Origin of the sequence: Amycolatopsis alkalitolerans (genome assembly GCF_006152065.1) — a bacterium.
Taxonomy (GTDB): domain Bacteria; phylum Actinomycetota; class Actinomycetes; order Mycobacteriales; family Pseudonocardiaceae; genus Amycolatopsis_E; species Amycolatopsis_E alkalitolerans.
In genome coordinates this window covers 146,769-165,087 of record NZ_VDFW01000003.1, presented here as the reverse complement: position 1 = coordinate 165,087, position 18,319 = coordinate 146,769, and the positions used below count along the sequence as shown (strand labels likewise).

Genomic DNA, 18,319 nt, shown 5'->3' with positions numbered 1-18,319 from the left:
CATGCTCGGCATGCTGCTGGCCGCGCTCGACCAGACCATCGTCTCGACCGCGCTTCCGACGATCGTCGCCGATCTCGGCGGAGCGAACCACCTGTCCTGGGTCGTGACGGCGTACCTGCTCGCCGAGACGATCATGACCGCGCTGATCGGGAAGTTCGGTGACCTGTTCGGCCGCAAGAAGGCGTTCCTGGCGAGCGTCGTGCTGTTCCTGATCGGGTCGTTCTTCTCCGGCTGGGCCGGCTCGATGGCCTGCCTGATCGCGTTCCGCGCCGTGCAGGGGCTCGGCGCCGGTGGGCTGATGGTCACGTCCTCGGCGGTGATCGCCGACGTCGTGCCGTTGCGTGAACGCGGCAAGTACCAGGGCGCGATCGGGGCGATGTTCGGGGTCGCGACGGTCGTCGGGCCGTTGCTCGGCGGGTTGTTCGTCGACCAGCTGAGCTGGCGGTGGGCGTTCTACGTGAACATCCCGCTGGGCGTGGTCGTCGTGCTCGTCGCGATCGCCGCGCTGCCGTCGGTCAAGAGCGATGCGCGGCCACGGATCGACTACCTGGGCATCCTGCTCATCGCGCTCGCGTCCACCGGGCTGACGCTGGTCACGAGCTGGGGCGGCACCGAGTACCCGTGGGGTTCGCCGACGATCATCGGGATGGCGACCGGTTCGATCGTGCTGCTGGTGCTGTTCGTGCTGGTCGAGCGGCGCGCCGAAGAGCCGATGCTGCCGATGCGGCTGTTCGCGGACCGGGTGTTCACGGTGGCGAGCGTGCTGAGTTTCGTGGTGGGCTTCGCGATGCTCGGCGGGATCACCTACCTGCCCACGTATCTGCAGCGGGTGCAGGGCGCGAGCGCGACCGAATCGGGGCTGCGCATGCTGCCGCTCGTGGTCGGCCTGATGGCGACGGCGCTGATCAGCGGCAACGTGATCAGCCGCACCGGGCGGTACAAGATCTTCCCGGTGGTGGGGTCGCTGATCATGGCACTCGGCCTGTTCCTGCTGTCCACTTTGGATGCGAACACCGGTTTCCCGGCCACCTCCGGGTTCATGGTCGTGCTCGGACTCGGGCTGGGTTGTTGTATGCAGGTGCCGACCATCGTCGTGCAGAACACGAGCGCCTACGAGGATCTCGGGGTCGCCACGTCGGGTGTGAGCTTCCTGCGCACGCTGGGAAGTTCCTTCGGGGTGGCCGTCTTCGGCACGATCTTCGCGAACAGACTGCCCGCGGTGCCGACTGTGCCGTCCTATGTGGACGCTATTCAGACGATGTTCCTGATCGCCGCACCGATCGGGATCCTCTCGTTCGTGGTCGCGCTGTTCCTTCGCGAGGTCCCCCTTCGCGATGCGACGAAGGCCATGGCTTCGAGCAGCAGCGGATTCTCGGAGCCGGGCTCAGGCGATTCCCGTCGGGAGCTGGAAAAAGTGGTGGCAAGCATATGGCGGCAGCGCAAGGGCGACCCGGGACCCGCGATCCTCGCTCGCTCCGGAGTGCCGCTGACGTACGCGCAGGGCTGGCTGCTCGTGCAGGTCTATCGGAACAGCGTCGATGACGGGGACGCGACCCTGCACGAGCTTGCGGCACAGACGTCGGTTCCGGCCGGCATTTTCGAGCCCACCGCCTCGGACCTGGTCGATGGCGGCTACCTCACCGAAGCCGATGGCCACTACCGTTTCACCGGCCTCGGGACGGATACCTTCACGCGCCTGATCGGTGCCTGGCGCGTGTGGCTGCTGGATTCCCTGGCCGACTGGGAGGAATCGAAGGACCGGGATTTCACCGCGTGCGTGGACGAAATCGCGGCCGAACTGATCAGCAACAGCCAGGCTCTCTCCACGGGCCGCCACGCGGGCGACGCCACCGCGCTCACTCACTGAGTCCGAGGGCGAAGCATCAGCTGGCTTCTGCCCAGGGGCTCTCGCCGGGGATGCGCGAGGGCGCTCGGCTTCTGGTCGCTGTTTGAGGTCTCGGTGGCCCGAGGGTGTGGGCGAGATTGCGGATGGGTCTTCGGTCAGGATCCATCCGGGTTGGTGGCAGGACCTCGGCGAGCCCGCCGGTGAGCCGGATTTCCCACTCGGTGGTATGGATGATCTTGTGGTGGGCGGCGCATAGCAGCGCCATGTTGCTGATATCTGTTGCGCCACCCGCTGACCAGTGGCGGAGGTGGTGCGCGACACACCAGCGGGGCCCGCGGCTGCAGCCGGGAAACACGCACCCCGAATCTCGATGTGCCAGGACTCGTCGCTGCGCACGGGAGGCCAGTCGTTGGGTGCGGCCGAGATAGAGCGGTTCCCCGCGGGCGGAGAACATCGCGGGCAGGATCGCCACCTCGCACGCCAGCCGCCGGAGATCGTCGGGGGCGTGGCAGCCTGGCACGTCCAGCAGCGCGTTGCGGAGTTGGTCACGGACGTCATCGAGAGTGACGGTGACCATCATCAGGGCTCGCTCCCCGCCTTGCACCGACAGATCATCCACCCGCGCCGCGAGCGCGATGATCTCTGCCAGCGCATCCCCGCGGCGTTCGGCGGTGTCGCGCTCATCGGGGCTACCATCCGGATTCGGGCATGGTTTGGCCAGCGGACCGAACAACCCGTCGAGTGTCGCCGCCGTCTCGGGATCAAGGTGCCCGCAGAACCGTAGCCAGCCCTGCTTGTCATAGCGGTATTCGAAGCGGTTGCACGTGCCGCGGTCGGCCGCGGGTTCCGGGGGCTGTGTCTCGCGCCAGTAGGCCAGGATGCGGGTGGACAGCCGCCGCAACTGGTCAGGCCGTAGCTGACGTGCGGCCGTCACCATGGTGTCTTGAGCCGACGCGCGGGCCTGTGCGGTTTCCGAGTCCGGGCATTCGGCGAAGGTTCCGTGAATCACGTCGTAGTGTTCACGTGAGATCTCTCCCGCCCGCAGCGCGGCGGCCGCCAGCCCAAGTTCGGCGTCGTGCCGCTCACCGAGCGGGGTCGTGGTAGGTGTCGCGGACTCCGCATGGGATACCACTGTTTTCGCCTCGCGCCGCGACAACCGCAACTCAATACTCAGCCAGCTCGCGGTGTCACGATAACCGAAACCGGCCGCGATGTTCCGGTCGTCAAAGACACCCACGGCATCCAGCATCTCGGCATACGCCCGATGCACCGCCGCCGTTCGCGCACGCACGACGGCAGCCACGTCCTGCTCGGAAAGCTGCCACAACGCGGGTTCGTCGATCACATACTCAACCTACCGAAATTCGTGTGCACGTTCGAGCCCGGGAAGGAATGGACGGAACATTCGTGCATTTCGAGCCCGCGGCCCGAGGTTATCCACATCGCCCCCAGTTATCCACAGAATTCGATTCCATTCCCCACGACCCTCCCATCGCAGGCATGATCGAGCTGTGCCCACCACGCTTCCGAGAACGAAGGGACAGCACGATGACCAAGCAGACCACACTGGGAGACAGCGCGCAGAACCGTCTCGCCCACCTCGGAGTCGACGACGGACGACACGCCGCGACGGCGCGTCATCTCGCTGAATCGTTCGTGCACAAGGAATGCCGCTGTGACGAGCTGCCGATGCATCGGCACTCCTGCTCGTACGACGACGTCATCAGCCTCCTCAGTGCGTCCGCGCCCGAGCCCGGCGGTCCCTGATCCCCTTACCGCCCATGCCAACGGGCCCATACTGCGGCACCGGAATGGACACACGTCGGCATCGCGGTTCAGAAGGCGAACGTACCCGAGCCTGCCCAGCCGAGCGCGAACGAAGGCACCACGCCGAGCAGCAGCGTGATGAGCACGCCCAGCGTGATCGCGGCCGTCGTGAACGCGCCCGGCACGCTCACCGTCGGACCGTCGGCGGCCGGCTGCGAGAAGTACATCAGCACGACCACCCGCAGGTAGAAGAACGCCGCCACGGCGCTGAACACCAGCGCGATCACGACCAGTGGAGCCATCCCGTCCCGCAGCGCGGCCGAGAACACGACGAACTTCCCGACGAATCCGCTGGTCAACGGGATCCCGGCCAGAGCGAGCAAGAGGAACGTGAACACGCCGGCCAGCATCGGCGAACGTTTCGCCAGGCCCGCCCAGGCCGAAAGGTGCGTCGCCTCACCGGACGAGTCACGGACCAGCGAGACCACACCGAACGCGGCGAGCGTGGTGAACCCGTAAGCGAGGAGGTAGAACAAGGTTCCTGAAAGGCCCTGCTCGGTCATCGCGATCGTGCCCACGAGCAGGAAACCGGCATGCGCGATCGACGAGTAGGCGATCATGCGTTTCACGTCGGTCTGGGTGAGGCCGAGGATCGCGCCGATCGCCATCGAGACGATCGCGACCCCCCAGAGCACCCCGCGCCATTCCCAGCTCGTCGACTCGAACCCGACGGTGAGCACGCGCAGGATCCCGCCGAACGCGGCGACCTTCGTGCACGCCGCCATGAACGCGGTCACCGGAGTCGGCGCGCCCTGGTAGACGTCCGGCGTCCAGGTGTGGAACGGCCCGACCGAGCCCTTGAACAGCAGGCCTACCACGAGCAAGCCCATCCCGGCGAACAACAGGGTGTCCGACCGGTCGGAGCCGGCGGCGGCGTTCGCGATGTCGGCCAGCTTGACCGAGTTCGCGTAGCCATACAGCAGCGCGAGCCCGTAGAGAAAGAACGCCGAGGAGAACGCACCCAGCAGGAAGTACTTGACAGCCGATTCCTGGGAAAGGAGGCGACGACGACGAGCGAGGCCACACATGAGGTACAGCGGCAGGCTCAGCACCTCGAGCGCGATGAACATGGTCAGCAGATCGTTCGCCGCGCAGAAGGTCATCATGCCGGCGAGGGCGAACAGCGTCAGCGGGAAGACCTCGGTCTGCATCCCCGTCGATCCCACCTGGGCACGGTCCTGGAACGTGCCCGGACGGATCGACGCCTGCGCCACGAAGGCACCGCCCGGTTCAACCGAACGGTCGGCGATGAGCAGCACCGCGCCGAGCGCCAGTGCGAGCAGGGTGCCCCACAGGAACAGGGCAGGCTTGTCGACGGAGATCACACCCGCCAGCGTGGTCAGGCCCGCCTTGGGCGAGCCGCTGACGTACACCGCCAGCGAGACCCCGGCGGCTACGAGTGCCAGCAAGCTCAGCACGACCTGCCCGGGCCAGCGCATATGCCGCGGCAGGAACGCCTCGAACAGCACGCTGACGCATCCCGCCGCGAGCACGATCAGCACCGGCAGGATCGCCGCGTACTCGATCTGCGGCGTCGTGATCTGCCCTTGCTGGGCCAGCACCTGGATCACTTTCAGTGCCCTCCTTGCACGGCCGAAAGCGTGGCCTGCACCGACGGTCCCACCGTGTCGAGCACGGGTTTCGGATAGAACCCGAGGCCGATGATCAGCACGACCATGGGCACCAGGAGCGCGAGCTCGCCGGCGCCCAGATCGCGGATGGTCTTCTTCGCGCCGAACTCGGGCGCGATGGCGGTACCCGGTCCGCCGCCCGCGCCCATGAGCGCGTCGCCGCGGACCGGTCCGGTCATCGTGCGCTGGTAGAGCCACAGCACGTAGACCGCGGCGAGCACCATGCCGACCGACGCGAGGATCGCGTAAACCGGCTGGGTTTTGAATGAACCCAACAGCACCAGGAACTCACTGACGAAGGAGTTGGTCCCCGGCAAGGACAAAGTGGACAGACCAGCGATGAGCAGCATGCCACCCAGCAAAGGAGTCACCTTGTACATCCCGCCGTAGTCCGAGATCCGCGTCGACCCGCCACGCGCGATGACCAGGCCGAGTACCACGATCAACATTCCGGTCGCGAGGCTGTGGTTGAGCATGTAGGTCGCCGAGCCGACGGCGGCCTGCTGGGTGAAGGCGAAGATGCCCATCGCGATGAACCCGAAGTGCGCGATGGACACGTAGGCCACGAACCGCTTCATGTCCTGCTGCCCCGCCGCGAGGATCGAGCCGTAGAGCACACCGAGCACGGCCAGAACCAGCACAAGCGGCGCGAGCGTCTTGCTGGCCTCGGGGAACATCGGCAGGCAGTAGCGCAGGAGCCCGAACGTGCCGACCTTGTCCAGCACGCCGACGATCAGCACCGCGACGCCGATCGGTGCCTCGCCGGCCGCGTCCGGGAGCCAGGTGTGGAACGGCACCAGCGGCGCCTTGATCGCGAACGCGAGGAAGAAGCCGAGGAACAGCCAGATCTGCGTGCCGGTCGGCGCGTCACGGACGACCGTGACCAGCGTGGCCCAGTCGAACGTGCCCTTGCCCAGCTTGTCGGCGGCGATCGAGTACGCGCCGATCGCCGACGCGAGCATGATCAGCCCGCCGAGGAAGGAGTACAGGAAGAACTTGACCGCCGCGTACTGCCGGTTCGCGCCGCCGTAGCCGCCGATGAGGAAGTACATCGGGATCAGCATGATCTCGAACAGCACATAGAACAGGAACACATCGGTCGCCGCGAACACCGCGATCGTCAGCGCCTGCTGCACCAGGATCAGCGCGAGATACCCGCCCGCGCTGCGCCCCTCGGGCAGCTTGTCGGCACGGCCCAGCACACCGATGACGATCGGCACCAGGAACGTGATCACCGCGATCATGATCAGCGCGATGCCGTCGACGCCGAAGGAGATGTGGACGCCGAAGGTCGGGATCCAGTCCATCGACGTCGTCTGCTGCAACCGGTCACCGCTGGGGTGGTAGGTCGCCCACATCGGGATCACGAGCAGGAACTCGACGATCGAGAACGCCAGTGCGACGGCCGTGGCCATACGGTCGTTTCGCCGCAGGCCGGTCAGCACCACCGCGCCGACCAGCGGCAACAGGATCAGCGCCAGTACCCAGGTCATGAGAACCTCACCAACAGCAGGGCCAGGACCAGCACGAACGAACCGGCCAGCATCGAAAGTGCATACGAGCGGACGAACCCGGTCTGCAGGCGCCTGAGCCGTCCGGACCCGCCGCCGAGCGCGGCGGCCAGGCCGTTGACCGCACCGTCCACGCCCCGGCTGTCGAGGTAGACCGAGAAGCGGGTCAGCCACATCCCGGGCGTCGCGACGAGGCCTTCGTTGAGCGCGTTGCCGTACAGGTCCTTGCGCGCCGCACGGACCACGGCGGACACGTTCTGCGGGCGTTCGACCGGAGTCTCACGCCGCCCGACCACGAGCCATGCCACGAGCACACCGAGTGCGGAAAGGAGGATTGTCAGCCACGGGATCAGCGCGTGCGGGATGACGCTGTGCTCCGCTTCGCTCAGTTCGCCGAGCGAAGGGGTGAGCCAGCCGGTGAGCCGGTCGCCGAGCGAGAAGAACGCGCCGGCGCCGATCGAGCCGAGCGCAAGGATGATCATCGGCACGGTCATCACGGCGGGCGCCTCGTGCGGGTGGAACTCCCGGCCGTCGCTGGACTTGAGCTCCTGCCAGCGGGCCTTGCCGAAGAAGGTCATCAGCACCAGCCGCGTCATGTAGAAGGCGGTGAGCGCCGCACCGAGCATGGCGGCAAGGCCGAATGCCCACCCGCGCCAGCCGGCTTCGCCGAACGCCGCCTCGATGATCGGATCCTTGGAGAAGTAACCAGACAGGAAGGGGAACCCGATGATGGCCAGATAACCGAATCCGAACGTGGCGAAGGTGATCGGCATTCGCTTGTACAGCCCGCCGAACTTTCGCATGTCTACCTCGTCGTTCATGGCGTGCATGATCGAACCGGCGCCGAGGAAGAGCCCGGCCTTGAAGAAGCCGTGCGTCAGCAGGTGCATGATGCCTAGCGCGTAGCCGAACGGCCCGAGCCCGACGGCCAGCATCATGTAGCCGATCTGGCTCACCGTCGAATAGGCGAGCACCTTCTTGATGTCGTCGTAGGCGCAACCGATGATCGATCCGATCAGCAACGTGACTGCGCCGACGAGGGTGACGATCAGGCGCCCGGTCTCGGTCTCGTTGAAGATCGGGTTCGACCGGGCCACCAGGTAGACCCCGGCGGTCACCATCGTCGCGGCGTGGATGAGGGCCGACACCGGGGTCGGGCCTTCCATCGCGTCCGGAAGCCATGCCTGCAACGGGAACTGGCCGGACTTGCCGCAGGCCCCGAGCAGCAGCAGGATCGCGATCGCCGTGATCGCGCCCGGCGGGGCGTGGCCGATGTTCGCGAACACCCCGGCGTAGGTGACCGTGCCGAGGTACTTGAACATCAGGAAGATCGCGACCGCCAGGCCGACGTCGCCGACCCGGTTCATCAGGAACGCCTTCTTCGCCGCGGTCGCGGCCGAGGGCCGGTCGGTGTACCACCCGATGAGCAGGTAGGAAGCGAGGCCGACGCCTTCCCACCCGAGGTAGAGGCTGACGAAGTTGTTGCCCAGCACCAGAATCAGCATCGAGGCGACGAACAGGTTCAGGTACCCGAAGAACTTCCGGCGATTCGGATCCTCGGCCATGTAGCCGATCGAGTAGATGTGGATCAGCGAACCGACCCCGGTGATCAGCAGCACGAAGACCAGGGACAGCGCGTCGATCCGGAACCCGATGTCGATCGAGAGGTTGCCGACCGGGAACCACGAATAGATCGTCGTGTCGGTCGGCTTGCCGTCGCTGGCGATGAACAGCACCAGCCCGTACACGAAGGACGCGATGACGGTGGCACAGCCGAGCAGGTGCCCCCAGCGGTCGGTCCGCCTGCCTCCGGCCAGCAGGATCAGCGCGCCCAGTGCTGGGAACGCGACCAGCAGCCACGATGATGCAGTCACTTAGATCCTTTCTGCCGCGCGCAGCGCGTCCGTTGAGGGCGGCGGTGGGCTGGCGGGCGGGGCCTCTCAGTACTTGAGCAGGTTGGTGTCGTCGACCGAGGCCGAGCGCCGGGTCCGGAAGATGGCCATGATGATCGCGAGCCCCACCACGACCTCGGCGGCGGCCACGACCATCACGAAGAACGCCATCACCTGGCCGTCGAGGCTCCCGTTGATACGGGAGAACGTCACCAGCGACAGGTTCACCGCGTTGAGCATCAGTTCGATGCACATGAACACGACGATGGCGTTGCGCCGCACCAGCACGCCGACGGCGCCGATGGAGAACAGCAGGGCGGACAGCAACAGGTAGTAGGTGGGAGTCATTCCTTCTCCTCCGAACCGGTCAGCGCGTGCGCGTCCGGCTGCGGCTCCGTGCCCTCCACCCGCTTCCGCTCGGCCTCGAGCTGAGCGGTCGGGGTGGACTCGATGATCGCCGACAGCGAGTCCTTCGCGACCGTGCCGTCGGGCAGCAGGGCCGGGGTCATGACCGAATGCGAAGTCGCGAAGACACCGGGCCCGGGCTTCGGCGAGATGCGCTCGTACTCGCCGCGGAACCGTGCCTCGACGAGGTCCTTCTGCTTGCGGCGGCCGCGCCTTTCGTTGAACGCCAGCACCATCGCGCCGAGCGCGGCGGTGATCAGCAGGGCCGAGGTCAGCTCGAACGGGAACAGGTAGTCGGTGAAGATCAACCGCCCGAGCCCGGCCGGGGTGCCGTTCGGCGTGGGCGCCGGGCTGACGTTGGACAGCGCGTTGAGCAGCCCGGTGACCAACAGACCGGCGACGCCGACCCCAAGGATGGTGGCCCACAGTCGTTGCCCGCGGAGCACTTCGACCACCGAGTCGGAACTCTCCCGCCCGACGAGCATCAGCACGAACAGGAACAGCATCATGATCGCGCCGGTGTACACGATGATCTGGGTGAAGCCGAGGAACGGCGCCTGCTGGACCAGGTACAGCACACCGAGCGAGAACATCGTCGTCGCCAGGAACAGTGCCGAGTGGACGGCACTGCGGGCGAAGATCAGCCCGAGCGCGCCCAGCAGCGCGACCGGCCCCAGGATCCAGAACGCGACCGCCTCCCCGACGGAGGTGCTCTGATCGACGGCCTGGGCGAGCACCAGTGAACTCGTCGCGCCGGTCATCCGATGACCTCCTCGTGCGCCGTTTCCACCGTCTCGCCCGAGGGGACGCCGCGCCCGCGAGCCAGCTCCGGGCCGTGGATGTAGTAGTCCTGCTCGTCCTCGCCAAGGCGCATCGGATGCGGCGGCTGCTCCATGCCCGGCAGCAGCGGCGCGAGCAGGTCCTGCTTCGTGTAGATCAGCCGCTGCCGGTCGTCGTCGGCGATCTCGTAGAAGTTGATCATCGTCAGGGATCGCGTCGGGCACGCCTCGATGCACAGGCCGCAGCCGATGCAGCGCAGGTAGTTGATCTGGTAGTCCTTGCCGTACCGCTCGCCCGGCGAGTACCGGGCTTCTTCGGTGTTGTCCCCGCCCTCGACGAAGATCGCGTCCGCCGGGCACGCCCACGCGCACAGTTCACAGCCGACGCACTTCTCCAGCCCGTCCGGATGGCGGTTGAGCTGGTGGCGCCCGTGATACCGGGGCGCGGCCGGCGCACCGGCCTCCGGGTACTCCTCCGTCGCCACCTTCTTGAACATCATCCCGAAGGTGACGCCAAAGCCCTTGAGCGGATCAAACAGTCCCATCGGAACTCCCAACTTGCGCGGGTTCTCCGGCTCCGACAGCCTTCCGGCGCCGCTTCTTCGTCCGGTCGGGCACGTCCGGCACCGTCAGGTCCAGCGGCGGCAGCGGGTAACCACCGCCGGTGATCGGCACCCGGTCGTCCTCCGGCGGCCGCTTGTCCGGTACCAGCAGGGCGACCCCGATCGCGACCACCGCCACGATGACCACGCCGATCACGATCTGCCCCGTCGACAGGCCGCCGTTCTGCCGGATCGCGCGGAACGCGACGATCACGATGATCCACACGAGGTTCGCCGGGACCAGCACCTTCCAGCCCAGCCTCATGAACTGGTCGTACCGGAACCGCGGCAACGTGGCGCGCAGCCAGATGAAGCAGAACAGCAGCGCGAACAGCTTGATCCCGAACCAGATCAGCGGCAGCCAGCCCTTGTTCAGGGGCGAGTCGAGCCCGACGAACGGGAACATCCAGCCGCCGAGGAACAGCGTCGTGCAGAACGCCGACACGATCACCATGTTGACGTACTCGGCGAGGAAGAACATCGCGAACTTCATCGACGAGTACTCCGTGTGGAACCCGCCGACCAGCTCGGACTCCGCCTCCGGCAGGTCGAACGGCGCCCGGTTCGTCTCACCGACCATGGAGATCAGGTAGATCACGAAACTCGGGATCGTCAGGTAGAAGTACCAGCCGTGCGTCTGCGCGTTGACGATGTCCCCTGTGGACAGTGAGTGCGCGTACAGCACCACCGCGACGATCGACAGCCCCATCGCGATCTCGTAGGAGATCACCTGTGCCGCCGAGCGCAGCCCGCCGAGCAGCGGGTACGGCGAGCCGGACGACCAGCCCGCGAGCACGATCCCGTACACCCCGACCGACGAGCACGCCAGGACCAGCAGCACCCCGACCGGCAGGTCCACCAGCTGCAGCACCGTCTGGTGGCCGAAGATCGACACCTGCGGCCCGAAGGGGATCGCCGACAGCGCGACCAGCGCCGGGATCACGGCGATCACCGGCGCGAGGAAGTACACCTTGCGGTCGGCCGTGTCCGGGATGATCTGTTCCTTGAACGGCAGCTTCAACGCGTCCGCCAGCGATTGCAGGTAGCCACCCGGCCCGACGCGGTTGGGCCCCGGCCGGTTCTGCATCCGGCCGACCGCCTTGCGCTCCCACACGATCAGGAGGATCGTCATGATCGGCCCGATCAGCAGGATCACCACGGCCTTGATCAGGATCAGCCACCACGGATCGTTCGCCAGCAGCTCCGCCCTGGTCAGCGGTTCCTGCACCATCAACGGGTTCATCGCTCGCCTCCCGCTTCGATGGAAACGACGGTTCCGTGCCCGGCGCCGAGTTTCGCCCGGACCCGGGAGTCACCGGAGTTGGCCGGCAGCCACACGACGCCTTCGGGCAGGTCCGCCACCTCGACGGGCACCGTGATCGCGCCCCGGTCGGTGAACACCGTGACCGTCTCGCCCAGTTCCCGGGCGGCTGCCTCCGAAACCCGCGCCACGACGCGGCGCGCCGTGCCGGCCAGATGCGGCTCCTCGTCCTGCATCGACCCGTTGTCCAGCAACTGCCGCCAGGTCGCCAGCCGGACCCCGGACGCGGCGCCGTTCGCCGAAACCGGCTCGAAAGCCGGGCGCGGGCCGTAGGCCGGGAGCCGGGCGAAGTCGCCGTACGCCGCGGCCGCGGTCTGCGTGAACAGGTCCGCTTCCATTTCGACGGCGAGCGTGTCGAGGACGCGGCAGTCCGGCAGGGCCCCGGTGTTCTCGATCGTGGTGTCGAACGAGCGGCGGCGGCCCTCCCAGTTGACGTAGCTGCCCGCCTTCTCGACATCCGGCGCGATCGGCAGCACCACGTCGGCTCGCTCGGTCACCCCGCTCGGCCGCATCTCGATGCTCACCACGAACTCGGCCTGGTCCAGCGCGCGGCGGGCCAGCTCCGGATCGGGCAGGTCGTCCGGATCGACGCCGCCGATCACGACGCCGCTCAGCGAACCGCCGGCGAGCGCCTCGACGATCGCGCTCGTGTCGCGGCCGGGCTCGGCGGGAAGCGAAGCGCCCCAGGCACTTTCGATCTCCGCGCGAGCCGCCGCGTCGGTGACCGGGCGTCCGCCGGGCAGCAGCGTCGGCACCGCACCCGCCTCGAGCGCACCGCGTTCACCGGCCCGCCGCGGGATCCACGCGACCCGCGCGCCCGTGCGCGCCGCCAGTTCGTGCACCGCGGAGAACAGGCCCGGCACCTCGGCGGCCCGCTCGCCCACGAGGATCACCGCTCCGTCCTGCGCGAGCGCCGCGTCCAGGTCCGGCGCGTGCGACGCGAGCCCGGCGAGCGCCGCCGGTTCGCCGCCGGGGGCGCAGGCGAGCAGCTCGCCGAACGTCTTGCGGACCGAAGGCGTGGTCCACTGTCCAAGGTGGACGATCTTCGCGCCGCGCTTGCGGGCCGCCTTACGCAGCCGCAGGAACACGATCGGCGCCTCGTCCTCGGGCTCGAAGGCGACGCACAGCACCGTCGGCGCGTGCTCCAGCGACGCGAACGTCACCCCCTCCGCCCCGACGACCCGGGCAGCGAGGAACGACAGCTCCTCGTCCGAATGCGCGCGGGCGCGGAAGTCGATGTCGTTGGTGTGCAAGGCGATCCGCGCGAACTTCGCGTACGCGTACGCGTCCTCCAGCGTCAGCCGCCCACCGGCGAGGACGCCGACCCCGCGCGAATCCCGGGCCTTCGCCAGGCCGGCAGCGGCGGCACGCATCGCCTCGGTCCACGAGGACTCGCGAAGCGCACCGGAAGCGTCCCGGACCAGCGGGCGCCGGATCCGGTCCGCGGCCCCCGCGTAGCGGAACGCGAACCGGCCCTTGTCGCACAACCATTCCTCGTTGACGTCCGGGTCGTTGCCGGCGAGCTTGCGCATCACCTGGCCACGCCGGAAGTCCGTCCGCTCGGCGCAGCCCGACGAGCAGTGCTCGCACACGCTCGGCGAGGACACCAGGTCGAACGGCCGGGCGCGGAACCGGTACAGCGCCGAGGTCAGCGCTCCGACCGGGCAGATCTGGATCGTGTTGCCGGAGAAGTACGACTGGAACGGCTGCCCCGACGACGTCCGGGAGGCCATGTCGAGCACATCGGCCGTCTCCGCGGTACCGATCTGCTGGTCGGCGCCGCGCTCGAGCAGCTCGATGAACGGGTCGCCGGCGATCTGCGCGGAGAACCGGGTGCAGCGCTGGCACTGCACGCACCGCTCCCGGTCGAGCAGCACCTGCGTCGAGATCGGCAACGGCTTCGGGAAGGTCCGCTTGGTGTCGTAGAACCTCGACTCGGCGCGGCCGTTGGTCATCGCCTGGTTCTGCAGCGGGCATTCCCCGCCCTTGTCGCAGATCGGGCAGTCCAGCGGGTGGTTGATCAGCAGCAGCTCCATCACGCCGTGCTGCGCCTTGTCCGCGACCGGCGAGGTCACCTGCGTCTTGACGACCATCCCGTCCGCGACCGTCATCGTGCACGAGGCCTGCGGTTTCGGCATCGGCCGCCCGCCCATCTCCACCTCGACGAGGCACTGGCGGCAGGCGCCTGCCGGGTCGAGCAGGGGGTGGTCGCAGAACCGCGGGATCACCGTGCCGAGGCGCTCCGCGGTGCGGATCAGCAGCTCGCCCTTGGGCGCGATGACCTCTTCGCCGTCGATCGTGAGCCGTACGTATCCTTCCGGGACGGCGTCTTCGGGCTTCGGCGCGGTGCCCTTTTCACTCGGCGCCATCGTCATGCCTACGCTCCCACCAGTTCGGGCTTGTTGCTCCGGCACAGGGCCAGGAACTCGTCGCGGAAGTACTTGATACCGCTGACGACCGGGCTGACCGCACCGTCGGCCAGCGCGCAGAACGCCCGGCCGAAGATGTTGTCGCACAGGTCGAGCAGGGTGTCGATGTCCTCCTCGGTGCCCCGGCCGTCGACCATCCGCTCCAGGATCTGGTCCAGCCAGTACGTGCCCTCACGGCACGGCGTGCACTTGCCGCAGGACTCGTGCTTGTAGAACTGGGTCCACTTCATCACGGCCCACGGCACGGACACGGTCTCGTTGAACACCTGGATCGCCGTCGTGCCGAGCATCGAACCGGCCTCGGCGGCGCCCTCGAAGTCCAGCGGCACGTCGAGGTGCTCGGCGGTGAACAGCGGCGTGGACGAACCGCCCGGGGTCCAGAACTTCAGCGGGATCCCGTCCTTCATCCCGCCGCACAGATCGAGCAACTCGCGCAGCGTGGTGCCCAGCGGCGCCTCGTACTGGCCCGGCAGCTCGACATGCCCGGAGATCGAGAAGATCTTCGGGCCCGGCGACTTCTCCCGCCCCATCTTGCGGAACCAGTCGGACCCGGCGTTGACGATGAACGGCACGCTCGCGATGGTCTCGACGTTGTTCACCGTCGTCGGCGCCGCGTATAACCCGGCCGCCGCGGGGAACGGCGGCTTGAGCCGCGGCTGGCCGCGGCGGCCTTCGAGCGAGTCGAGCAGCGCCGTCTCCTCGCCGCAGATGTACGCGCCCGCGCCCGCGTGGATCGTGATGTCCAGGTCGAACCCGGACCCGAGGATGTTCTTGCCGAGATACCCGGCGCGGTAGGCCTCCCGCACGGCCGCGTTGAGCCGCCGGTTGCAGTGCAGCGCCTCGCCGCGCACGTAGATGAAGCAGTGGTGCGAGCGCATCGCGTACGAGGCGATGATGCATCCCTCGATGAGCGAATGCGGATCCGCCATCATCAGCGGGATGTCCTTGCAGGTGCCCGGTTCGCCCTCGTCGGCGTTGACCACCAGGTAGTGCGGCTTGTCCTCGTTCGGCGGCATGAACGACCACTTGAGCCCGGCCGGGAATCCTGCCCCGCCGCGACCGCGCAGGCCCGAGTCCTTGACGAGCTGCACGAGCTGCTCCGGCGTGCCGGCGAGCGCCTTGCGGATCGCCGTGTAGCCCTCGAGCGCCTCGTAGGTCTCCAGGCGCCACGAGTTCGGCGACAGCCACCGCTTGGTCAGTACCGGCGTCAGCGGATCAGTCATTTCTTCTCCACAGCGTCTTGCGGGACACCCGCACCCGGTCGGCTCCATGAGCGCGGGAAAGAGCGATTGTCGCTCATTTCGCCTCCACCTCCGGCAGCGGAACGTCCTCCATCACCGGCGCGGTCCAGCCGCGGTCCGCGGCCATCTTCGCGCCCTGCAGCGTTTCCACTGCCTGCGACGGACCGTCCACTTGGGACCGGAGCGTCTGTTCGTCCTCCGGGAAGAACCCCGCGAGCTGGAGTTCCACACCTTTGAAGTCGGTCAGCGGCGCGCCCCGCGACGGCGCGGGCTTTTCGCCGCTCTGCAGGGCCTTCACCAGTTCGAGTGCCGACTCGGGCGTCTGCTTGTCGTAGTACTCGTAGTTGACCTGGAGCACCGGCGCGAGGTCGCAGGCGGCGAGGCATTCGGCGTGCTCGAGCATGACCGAACCTGGCTCGCCGGGCTCACCGGCGGTCTCCTCGTGACCCACCCCGAGATACTCGCTCAGCTGCTGGTAGATCGCATCCCCGCCGAGCGCCGCGCACAATGTGTTCGTGCAGACGCTCACCAGGTGTTCACCGCACGGCCGCCGCTTGTACATGGTGTAGAACGTGACGACCGCGCTGACCTCGGCCTCGGACAGATCGAGCTGCCGGGCGCAGAAGTCGATGCCCTCCTGGCTCACGTGCCCCTGCACCGACTGCACGAGATGCAGCATCGGCAGCAGCGCCGAGCGCGACTGCGGGTACCGGCCGATCAGGTCCTGCGCCTTCGCGACGGTATCGGCGTCGAACAGCGGCTCTGTACGCTGTGTCATCAGCGGTCCACTCCCCCCATCACGGGGTCGATCGAGGCGACGGCGGCGATCACGTCGGCCACCAGCCCGCCCTCGGACATCGCGGGCATCGACTGCAGGTTCACGAAACTCGGCTCCCGCACGTGCACCCGCATCGGCCTCGTGCCGCCGTCCGACACCACGTGGAAGCCCAGCTCACCGCGCGGCGACTCGACCGGCGCGTACACCTGGCCCGGCGGCACCTTGAACCCCTCGGTCACCAGCTTGAAGTGGTGGATCAGCGATTCCATCGACTGGCCCATGATCTTCTTGACGTGCTCGAGCGAGTTGCCCATCCCGTCGCTGGAGATCGACAGCTGCGCCGGCCACGCGATCTTCTTGTCCTCGACCATCACCGGGCCCGGCTCGTCGAGCCGCTTGAGCACCTGCTTGATGATCCGCAGCGACTGGTGCATCTCCTCGACGCGGCACAGGTACCGCGCCCAGCAGTCCGCTTCGTTCGAGGTGGGCACGTCGAACTCGAACTCGTCGTAGGAGGAGTACGGCTCGACCTTCCGCAGATCCCAGGGCAGGCCGGCCGAGCGCAGCACCGGTCCGGTCACGCCGAGGGCGAGGCACGCGTCCACCGGCAGGTAGCCGACCCCCTTGAGCCGGTTGCGCCAGATCGGCTGACCGGTGAACAGCTTGTCGTACAAGGGAAGCCGCTTGTCCATCACCTTGATGAACTGGCTGATCTTCTCGTGCGCGTCGGCCGGCAGGTCCTGCGCGATGCCGCCCGGCCGGATGAACGCGTGGTTCATCCGCAGGCCGGTCAGGAACTCCAGCAGGTGCAGGACCTCTTCGCGCTCGCGGAAGCCGAGCGTCATCGCCGTGATCGCGCCCAGTTCCATGCCGCCGGTCGCGATGTACACCAGATGTGAGCCGATGCGGTTGATCTCGCACAGCAGCACGCGAATCAGCTGGGCCCGCTTCGGCACCTCGACGCCCAGCAGCTTCTCCACCGCGAGGCAGTAGCCCAGCTCGTTGAACAGCGGGGACAGGTAGTCCATGCGGGTCACGAACGTGACGCCCTGGGTCCACGTGCGGTACTCGGCGTTCTTCTCGATCCCGGTGTGCAGGTACCCGATGACCGACCGCAGCTGGGTCACCGTCTCGCCCTCGAGTTCCAGCACGAGGCGGAGCACACCGTGCGTCGACGGGTGCTGCGGGCCCATGTTGATGACCATGCGCTCGTCGTGAGTCGCATCGTCGAGGACCTCGTCCCAGTCGCCACCGCTGACGTTGTACACGCGGCCTTCGGTGGTGTCACGCGATTCCGCGTATTCGGTAGTCATGAGTACGACCTCCGCTGATCGGGCGGCGGGATCTCCGCGCCCTTGTACTCCACCGGAATCCCGCCGAGCGGGTAGTCCTTGCGCTGCGGGAACCCGTCCCAGTCGTCGGGCATGAGGATGCGGGTGAGCGCGGGGTGGCCGTCGTAGACGATGCCGAACATGTCGTAGGCCTCGCGCTCCTGCCAGTCGGCGGTCGGGTACACCTCGACCACCGACGGCACGTGCGGATCCTCGATCTCGAGCGTGACCTCGAGCCGGATCCGCCGCCGGTACGTCATCGATGTCAGGTGGTACACCGAATGCAGTCGCTGCGGCACGTCCGGCCCGTAGTCCACTCCGGACACCGAACTGCACAGCTCGAACCGCAGCCCGGCGTCGTCGCGCAGGATCCGGCAGGCCTGTGCCAGATACCGCCGGTCGAGGTACAGCGTGATCTCGTCGCGGTCGACCGTGATCTGGTGCACCGCCTCGGCCGGCACGTCGTTTTCGGCCAGCGCGGCGAAGAACTGGTCGGCGAACTCGTCGAACCAGCCGCCGTATGGGCGTTCCGCCGGGGGCGGGGTGTACGCCGGCAGCCGTACTCCGCCGTAGCCGGTGGTGTCACCGGCGTCATGCACACCGAACATGCCCCGGCGCGCGTGCCCGGCCACCACCGGCTGTGCCGGGCGCACGCCGCTCGGTTCGAGGCCGGTCTCGGCGCGCTCGGCGCTGGAGTGCTCGCCGCCCGTCTCTGGCATCTCTTCA

15 protein-coding genes are annotated in these 18,319 nt (G+C 67.8%); 2 read left to right on the top strand and 13 right to left on the bottom strand.

Going from position 1 to position 18,319, the window contains the following annotated elements; genetic code table 11:
- The first annotated feature begins 1 nt into the window (after position 1).
- On the top strand, positions 2-1,867 hold the full coding sequence (locus tag FG385_RS04885; RefSeq protein ID WP_200834314.1) for an MDR family MFS transporter: 1,866 nt from the start codon (positions 2-4) through the stop codon (positions 1,865-1,867).
- Between the two features lie 16 nt (positions 1,868-1,883).
- Here FG385_RS04885 and FG385_RS04880 read toward each other — a convergent pair whose 3' ends face one another.
- Positions 1,884-3,191, bottom strand: coding sequence for an HNH endonuclease signature motif containing protein (locus FG385_RS04880; RefSeq protein WP_139095376.1), 1,308 nt, complete (start codon positions 3,189-3,191; stop codon positions 1,884-1,886).
- Between the two features lie 203 nt (positions 3,192-3,394).
- Here FG385_RS04880 and FG385_RS04875 point away from each other — a divergent pair, with 203 nt between their 5' ends.
- Positions 3,395-3,613 (top strand): hypothetical protein, encoded by a 219-nt coding sequence (locus FG385_RS04875; RefSeq protein WP_139095375.1) that lies wholly within the window; start codon positions 3,395-3,397, stop codon positions 3,611-3,613.
- A 68-nt stretch (positions 3,614-3,681) separates the two neighbouring features.
- Here the strand turns inward: FG385_RS04875 and nuoN are convergent, their stop codons facing one another.
- From nuoN to FG385_RS04815, 12 genes are all read right to left on the bottom strand, one after another.
- A complete protein-coding gene (nuoN, locus tag FG385_RS04870; RefSeq protein WP_139095374.1) occupies positions 3,682-5,244 on the bottom strand; it encodes an NADH-quinone oxidoreductase subunit NuoN in 1,563 nt (520 codons plus the stop codon).
- A gap of 2 nt (positions 5,245-5,246) precedes the next feature.
- On the bottom strand, positions 5,247-6,797 hold the full coding sequence (locus FG385_RS04865; protein ID WP_139095373.1) for an NADH-quinone oxidoreductase subunit M: 1,551 nt from the start codon (positions 6,795-6,797) through the stop codon (positions 5,247-5,249).
- A complete protein-coding gene (gene nuoL, locus FG385_RS04860; RefSeq protein WP_139095372.1) occupies positions 6,794-8,689 on the bottom strand; it encodes an NADH-quinone oxidoreductase subunit L in 1,896 nt (631 codons plus the stop codon). Before nuoL ends, FG385_RS04865 begins: the two co-directional genes overlap by 4 nt.
- 66 nt (positions 8,690-8,755) lie before the next feature.
- Entirely contained in the window at positions 8,756-9,055 is a 300-nt protein-coding gene (gene nuoK / locus FG385_RS04855; RefSeq protein WP_091505144.1) for an NADH-quinone oxidoreductase subunit NuoK, read from the bottom strand.
- Positions 9,052-9,873 (bottom strand): NADH-quinone oxidoreductase subunit J, encoded by an 822-nt coding sequence (locus FG385_RS04850; protein WP_200834301.1) that lies wholly within the window; start codon positions 9,871-9,873, stop codon positions 9,052-9,054. Before FG385_RS04850 ends, nuoK begins: the two co-directional genes overlap by 4 nt.
- Positions 9,870-10,436, bottom strand: coding sequence for an NADH-quinone oxidoreductase subunit NuoI (gene nuoI, locus FG385_RS04845; RefSeq protein ID WP_139095371.1), 567 nt, complete (start codon positions 10,434-10,436; stop codon positions 9,870-9,872). Before nuoI ends, FG385_RS04850 begins: the two co-directional genes overlap by 4 nt.
- Positions 10,423-11,736, bottom strand: coding sequence for an NADH-quinone oxidoreductase subunit NuoH (gene nuoH, locus FG385_RS04840; RefSeq protein ID WP_139095370.1), 1,314 nt, complete (start codon positions 11,734-11,736; stop codon positions 10,423-10,425). Before nuoH ends, nuoI begins: the two co-directional genes overlap by 14 nt.
- A complete protein-coding gene (locus tag FG385_RS04835) occupies positions 11,733-14,189 on the bottom strand; it encodes an NADH-quinone oxidoreductase subunit G (RefSeq protein WP_139095369.1) in 2,457 nt (818 codons plus the stop codon). The genes nuoH and FG385_RS04835 overlap by 4 nt, the downstream gene beginning before the upstream one ends.
- 2 nt (positions 14,190-14,191) lie before the next feature.
- Positions 14,192-15,466: an NADH-quinone oxidoreductase subunit NuoF gene (gene nuoF / locus FG385_RS04830; RefSeq protein ID WP_139095368.1), complete on the bottom strand. Its 1,275-nt coding sequence runs from the start codon at positions 15,464-15,466 to the stop codon at positions 14,192-14,194.
- 73 nt (positions 15,467-15,539) lie between these two features.
- Positions 15,540-16,262, bottom strand: a complete 723-nt coding sequence (gene nuoE, locus FG385_RS04825; RefSeq protein ID WP_139095367.1) for an NADH-quinone oxidoreductase subunit NuoE — start codon at positions 16,260-16,262, stop codon at positions 15,540-15,542.
- Positions 16,262-17,575 carry an NADH-quinone oxidoreductase subunit D gene (locus FG385_RS04820; protein WP_139095366.1) on the bottom strand — a complete coding sequence of 438 codons (1,314 nt, stop codon included), beginning with the start codon at positions 17,573-17,575 and terminating at the stop codon, positions 16,262-16,264. The genes nuoE and FG385_RS04820 overlap by 1 nt, the downstream gene beginning before the upstream one ends.
- Positions 17,572-18,312 (bottom strand): NADH-quinone oxidoreductase subunit C, encoded by a 741-nt coding sequence (locus FG385_RS04815; protein ID WP_139095568.1) that lies wholly within the window; start codon positions 18,310-18,312, stop codon positions 17,572-17,574. Before FG385_RS04815 ends, FG385_RS04820 begins: the two co-directional genes overlap by 4 nt.
- Between the last annotated feature and the right edge of the window lie 7 nt (positions 18,313-18,319).

Excerpts from the sequence above, each read along its gene's own strand:
- FG385_RS04885 (WP_200834314.1), top strand. The coding sequence starts at position 2 with ATGCTCGGCATGCTGCTGGCCGCGCTCGACCAGACCATCGTCTCGACC.
- FG385_RS04875 (WP_139095375.1), top strand. The coding sequence starts at position 3,395 with ATGACCAAGCAGACCACACTGGGAGACAGCGCGCAGAACCGTCTCGCC.
- FG385_RS04865 (WP_139095373.1), bottom strand. The coding sequence starts at position 6,797 with ATGACCTGGGTACTGGCGCTGATCCTGTTGCCGCTGGTCGGCGCGGTG.
- nuoK (WP_091505144.1), bottom strand. The coding sequence starts at position 9,055 with ATGACTCCCACCTACTACCTGTTGCTGTCCGCCCTGCTGTTCTCCATC.
- FG385_RS04850 (WP_200834301.1), bottom strand. The coding sequence starts at position 9,873 with ATGACCGGCGCGACGAGTTCACTGGTGCTCGCCCAGGCCGTCGATCAG.
- nuoI (WP_139095371.1), bottom strand. The coding sequence starts at position 10,436 with ATGGGACTGTTTGATCCGCTCAAGGGCTTTGGCGTCACCTTCGGGATG.
- nuoH (WP_139095370.1), bottom strand. The coding sequence starts at position 11,736 with ATGAACCCGTTGATGGTGCAGGAACCGCTGACCAGGGCGGAGCTGCTG.
- FG385_RS04835 (WP_139095369.1), bottom strand. The coding sequence starts at position 14,189 with ATGACGATGGCGCCGAGTGAAAAGGGCACCGCGCCGAAGCCCGAAGAC.
- nuoF (WP_139095368.1), bottom strand. The coding sequence starts at position 15,466 with ATGACTGATCCGCTGACGCCGGTACTGACCAAGCGGTGGCTGTCGCCG.
- nuoE (WP_139095367.1), bottom strand. The coding sequence starts at position 16,262 with ATGACACAGCGTACAGAGCCGCTGTTCGACGCCGATACCGTCGCGAAG.
- FG385_RS04820 (WP_139095366.1), bottom strand. The coding sequence starts at position 17,575 with ATGACTACCGAATACGCGGAATCGCGTGACACCACCGAAGGCCGCGTG.
- FG385_RS04815 (WP_139095568.1), bottom strand. The coding sequence starts at position 18,312 with ATGCCAGAGACGGGCGGCGAGCACTCCAGCGCCGAGCGCGCCGAGACC.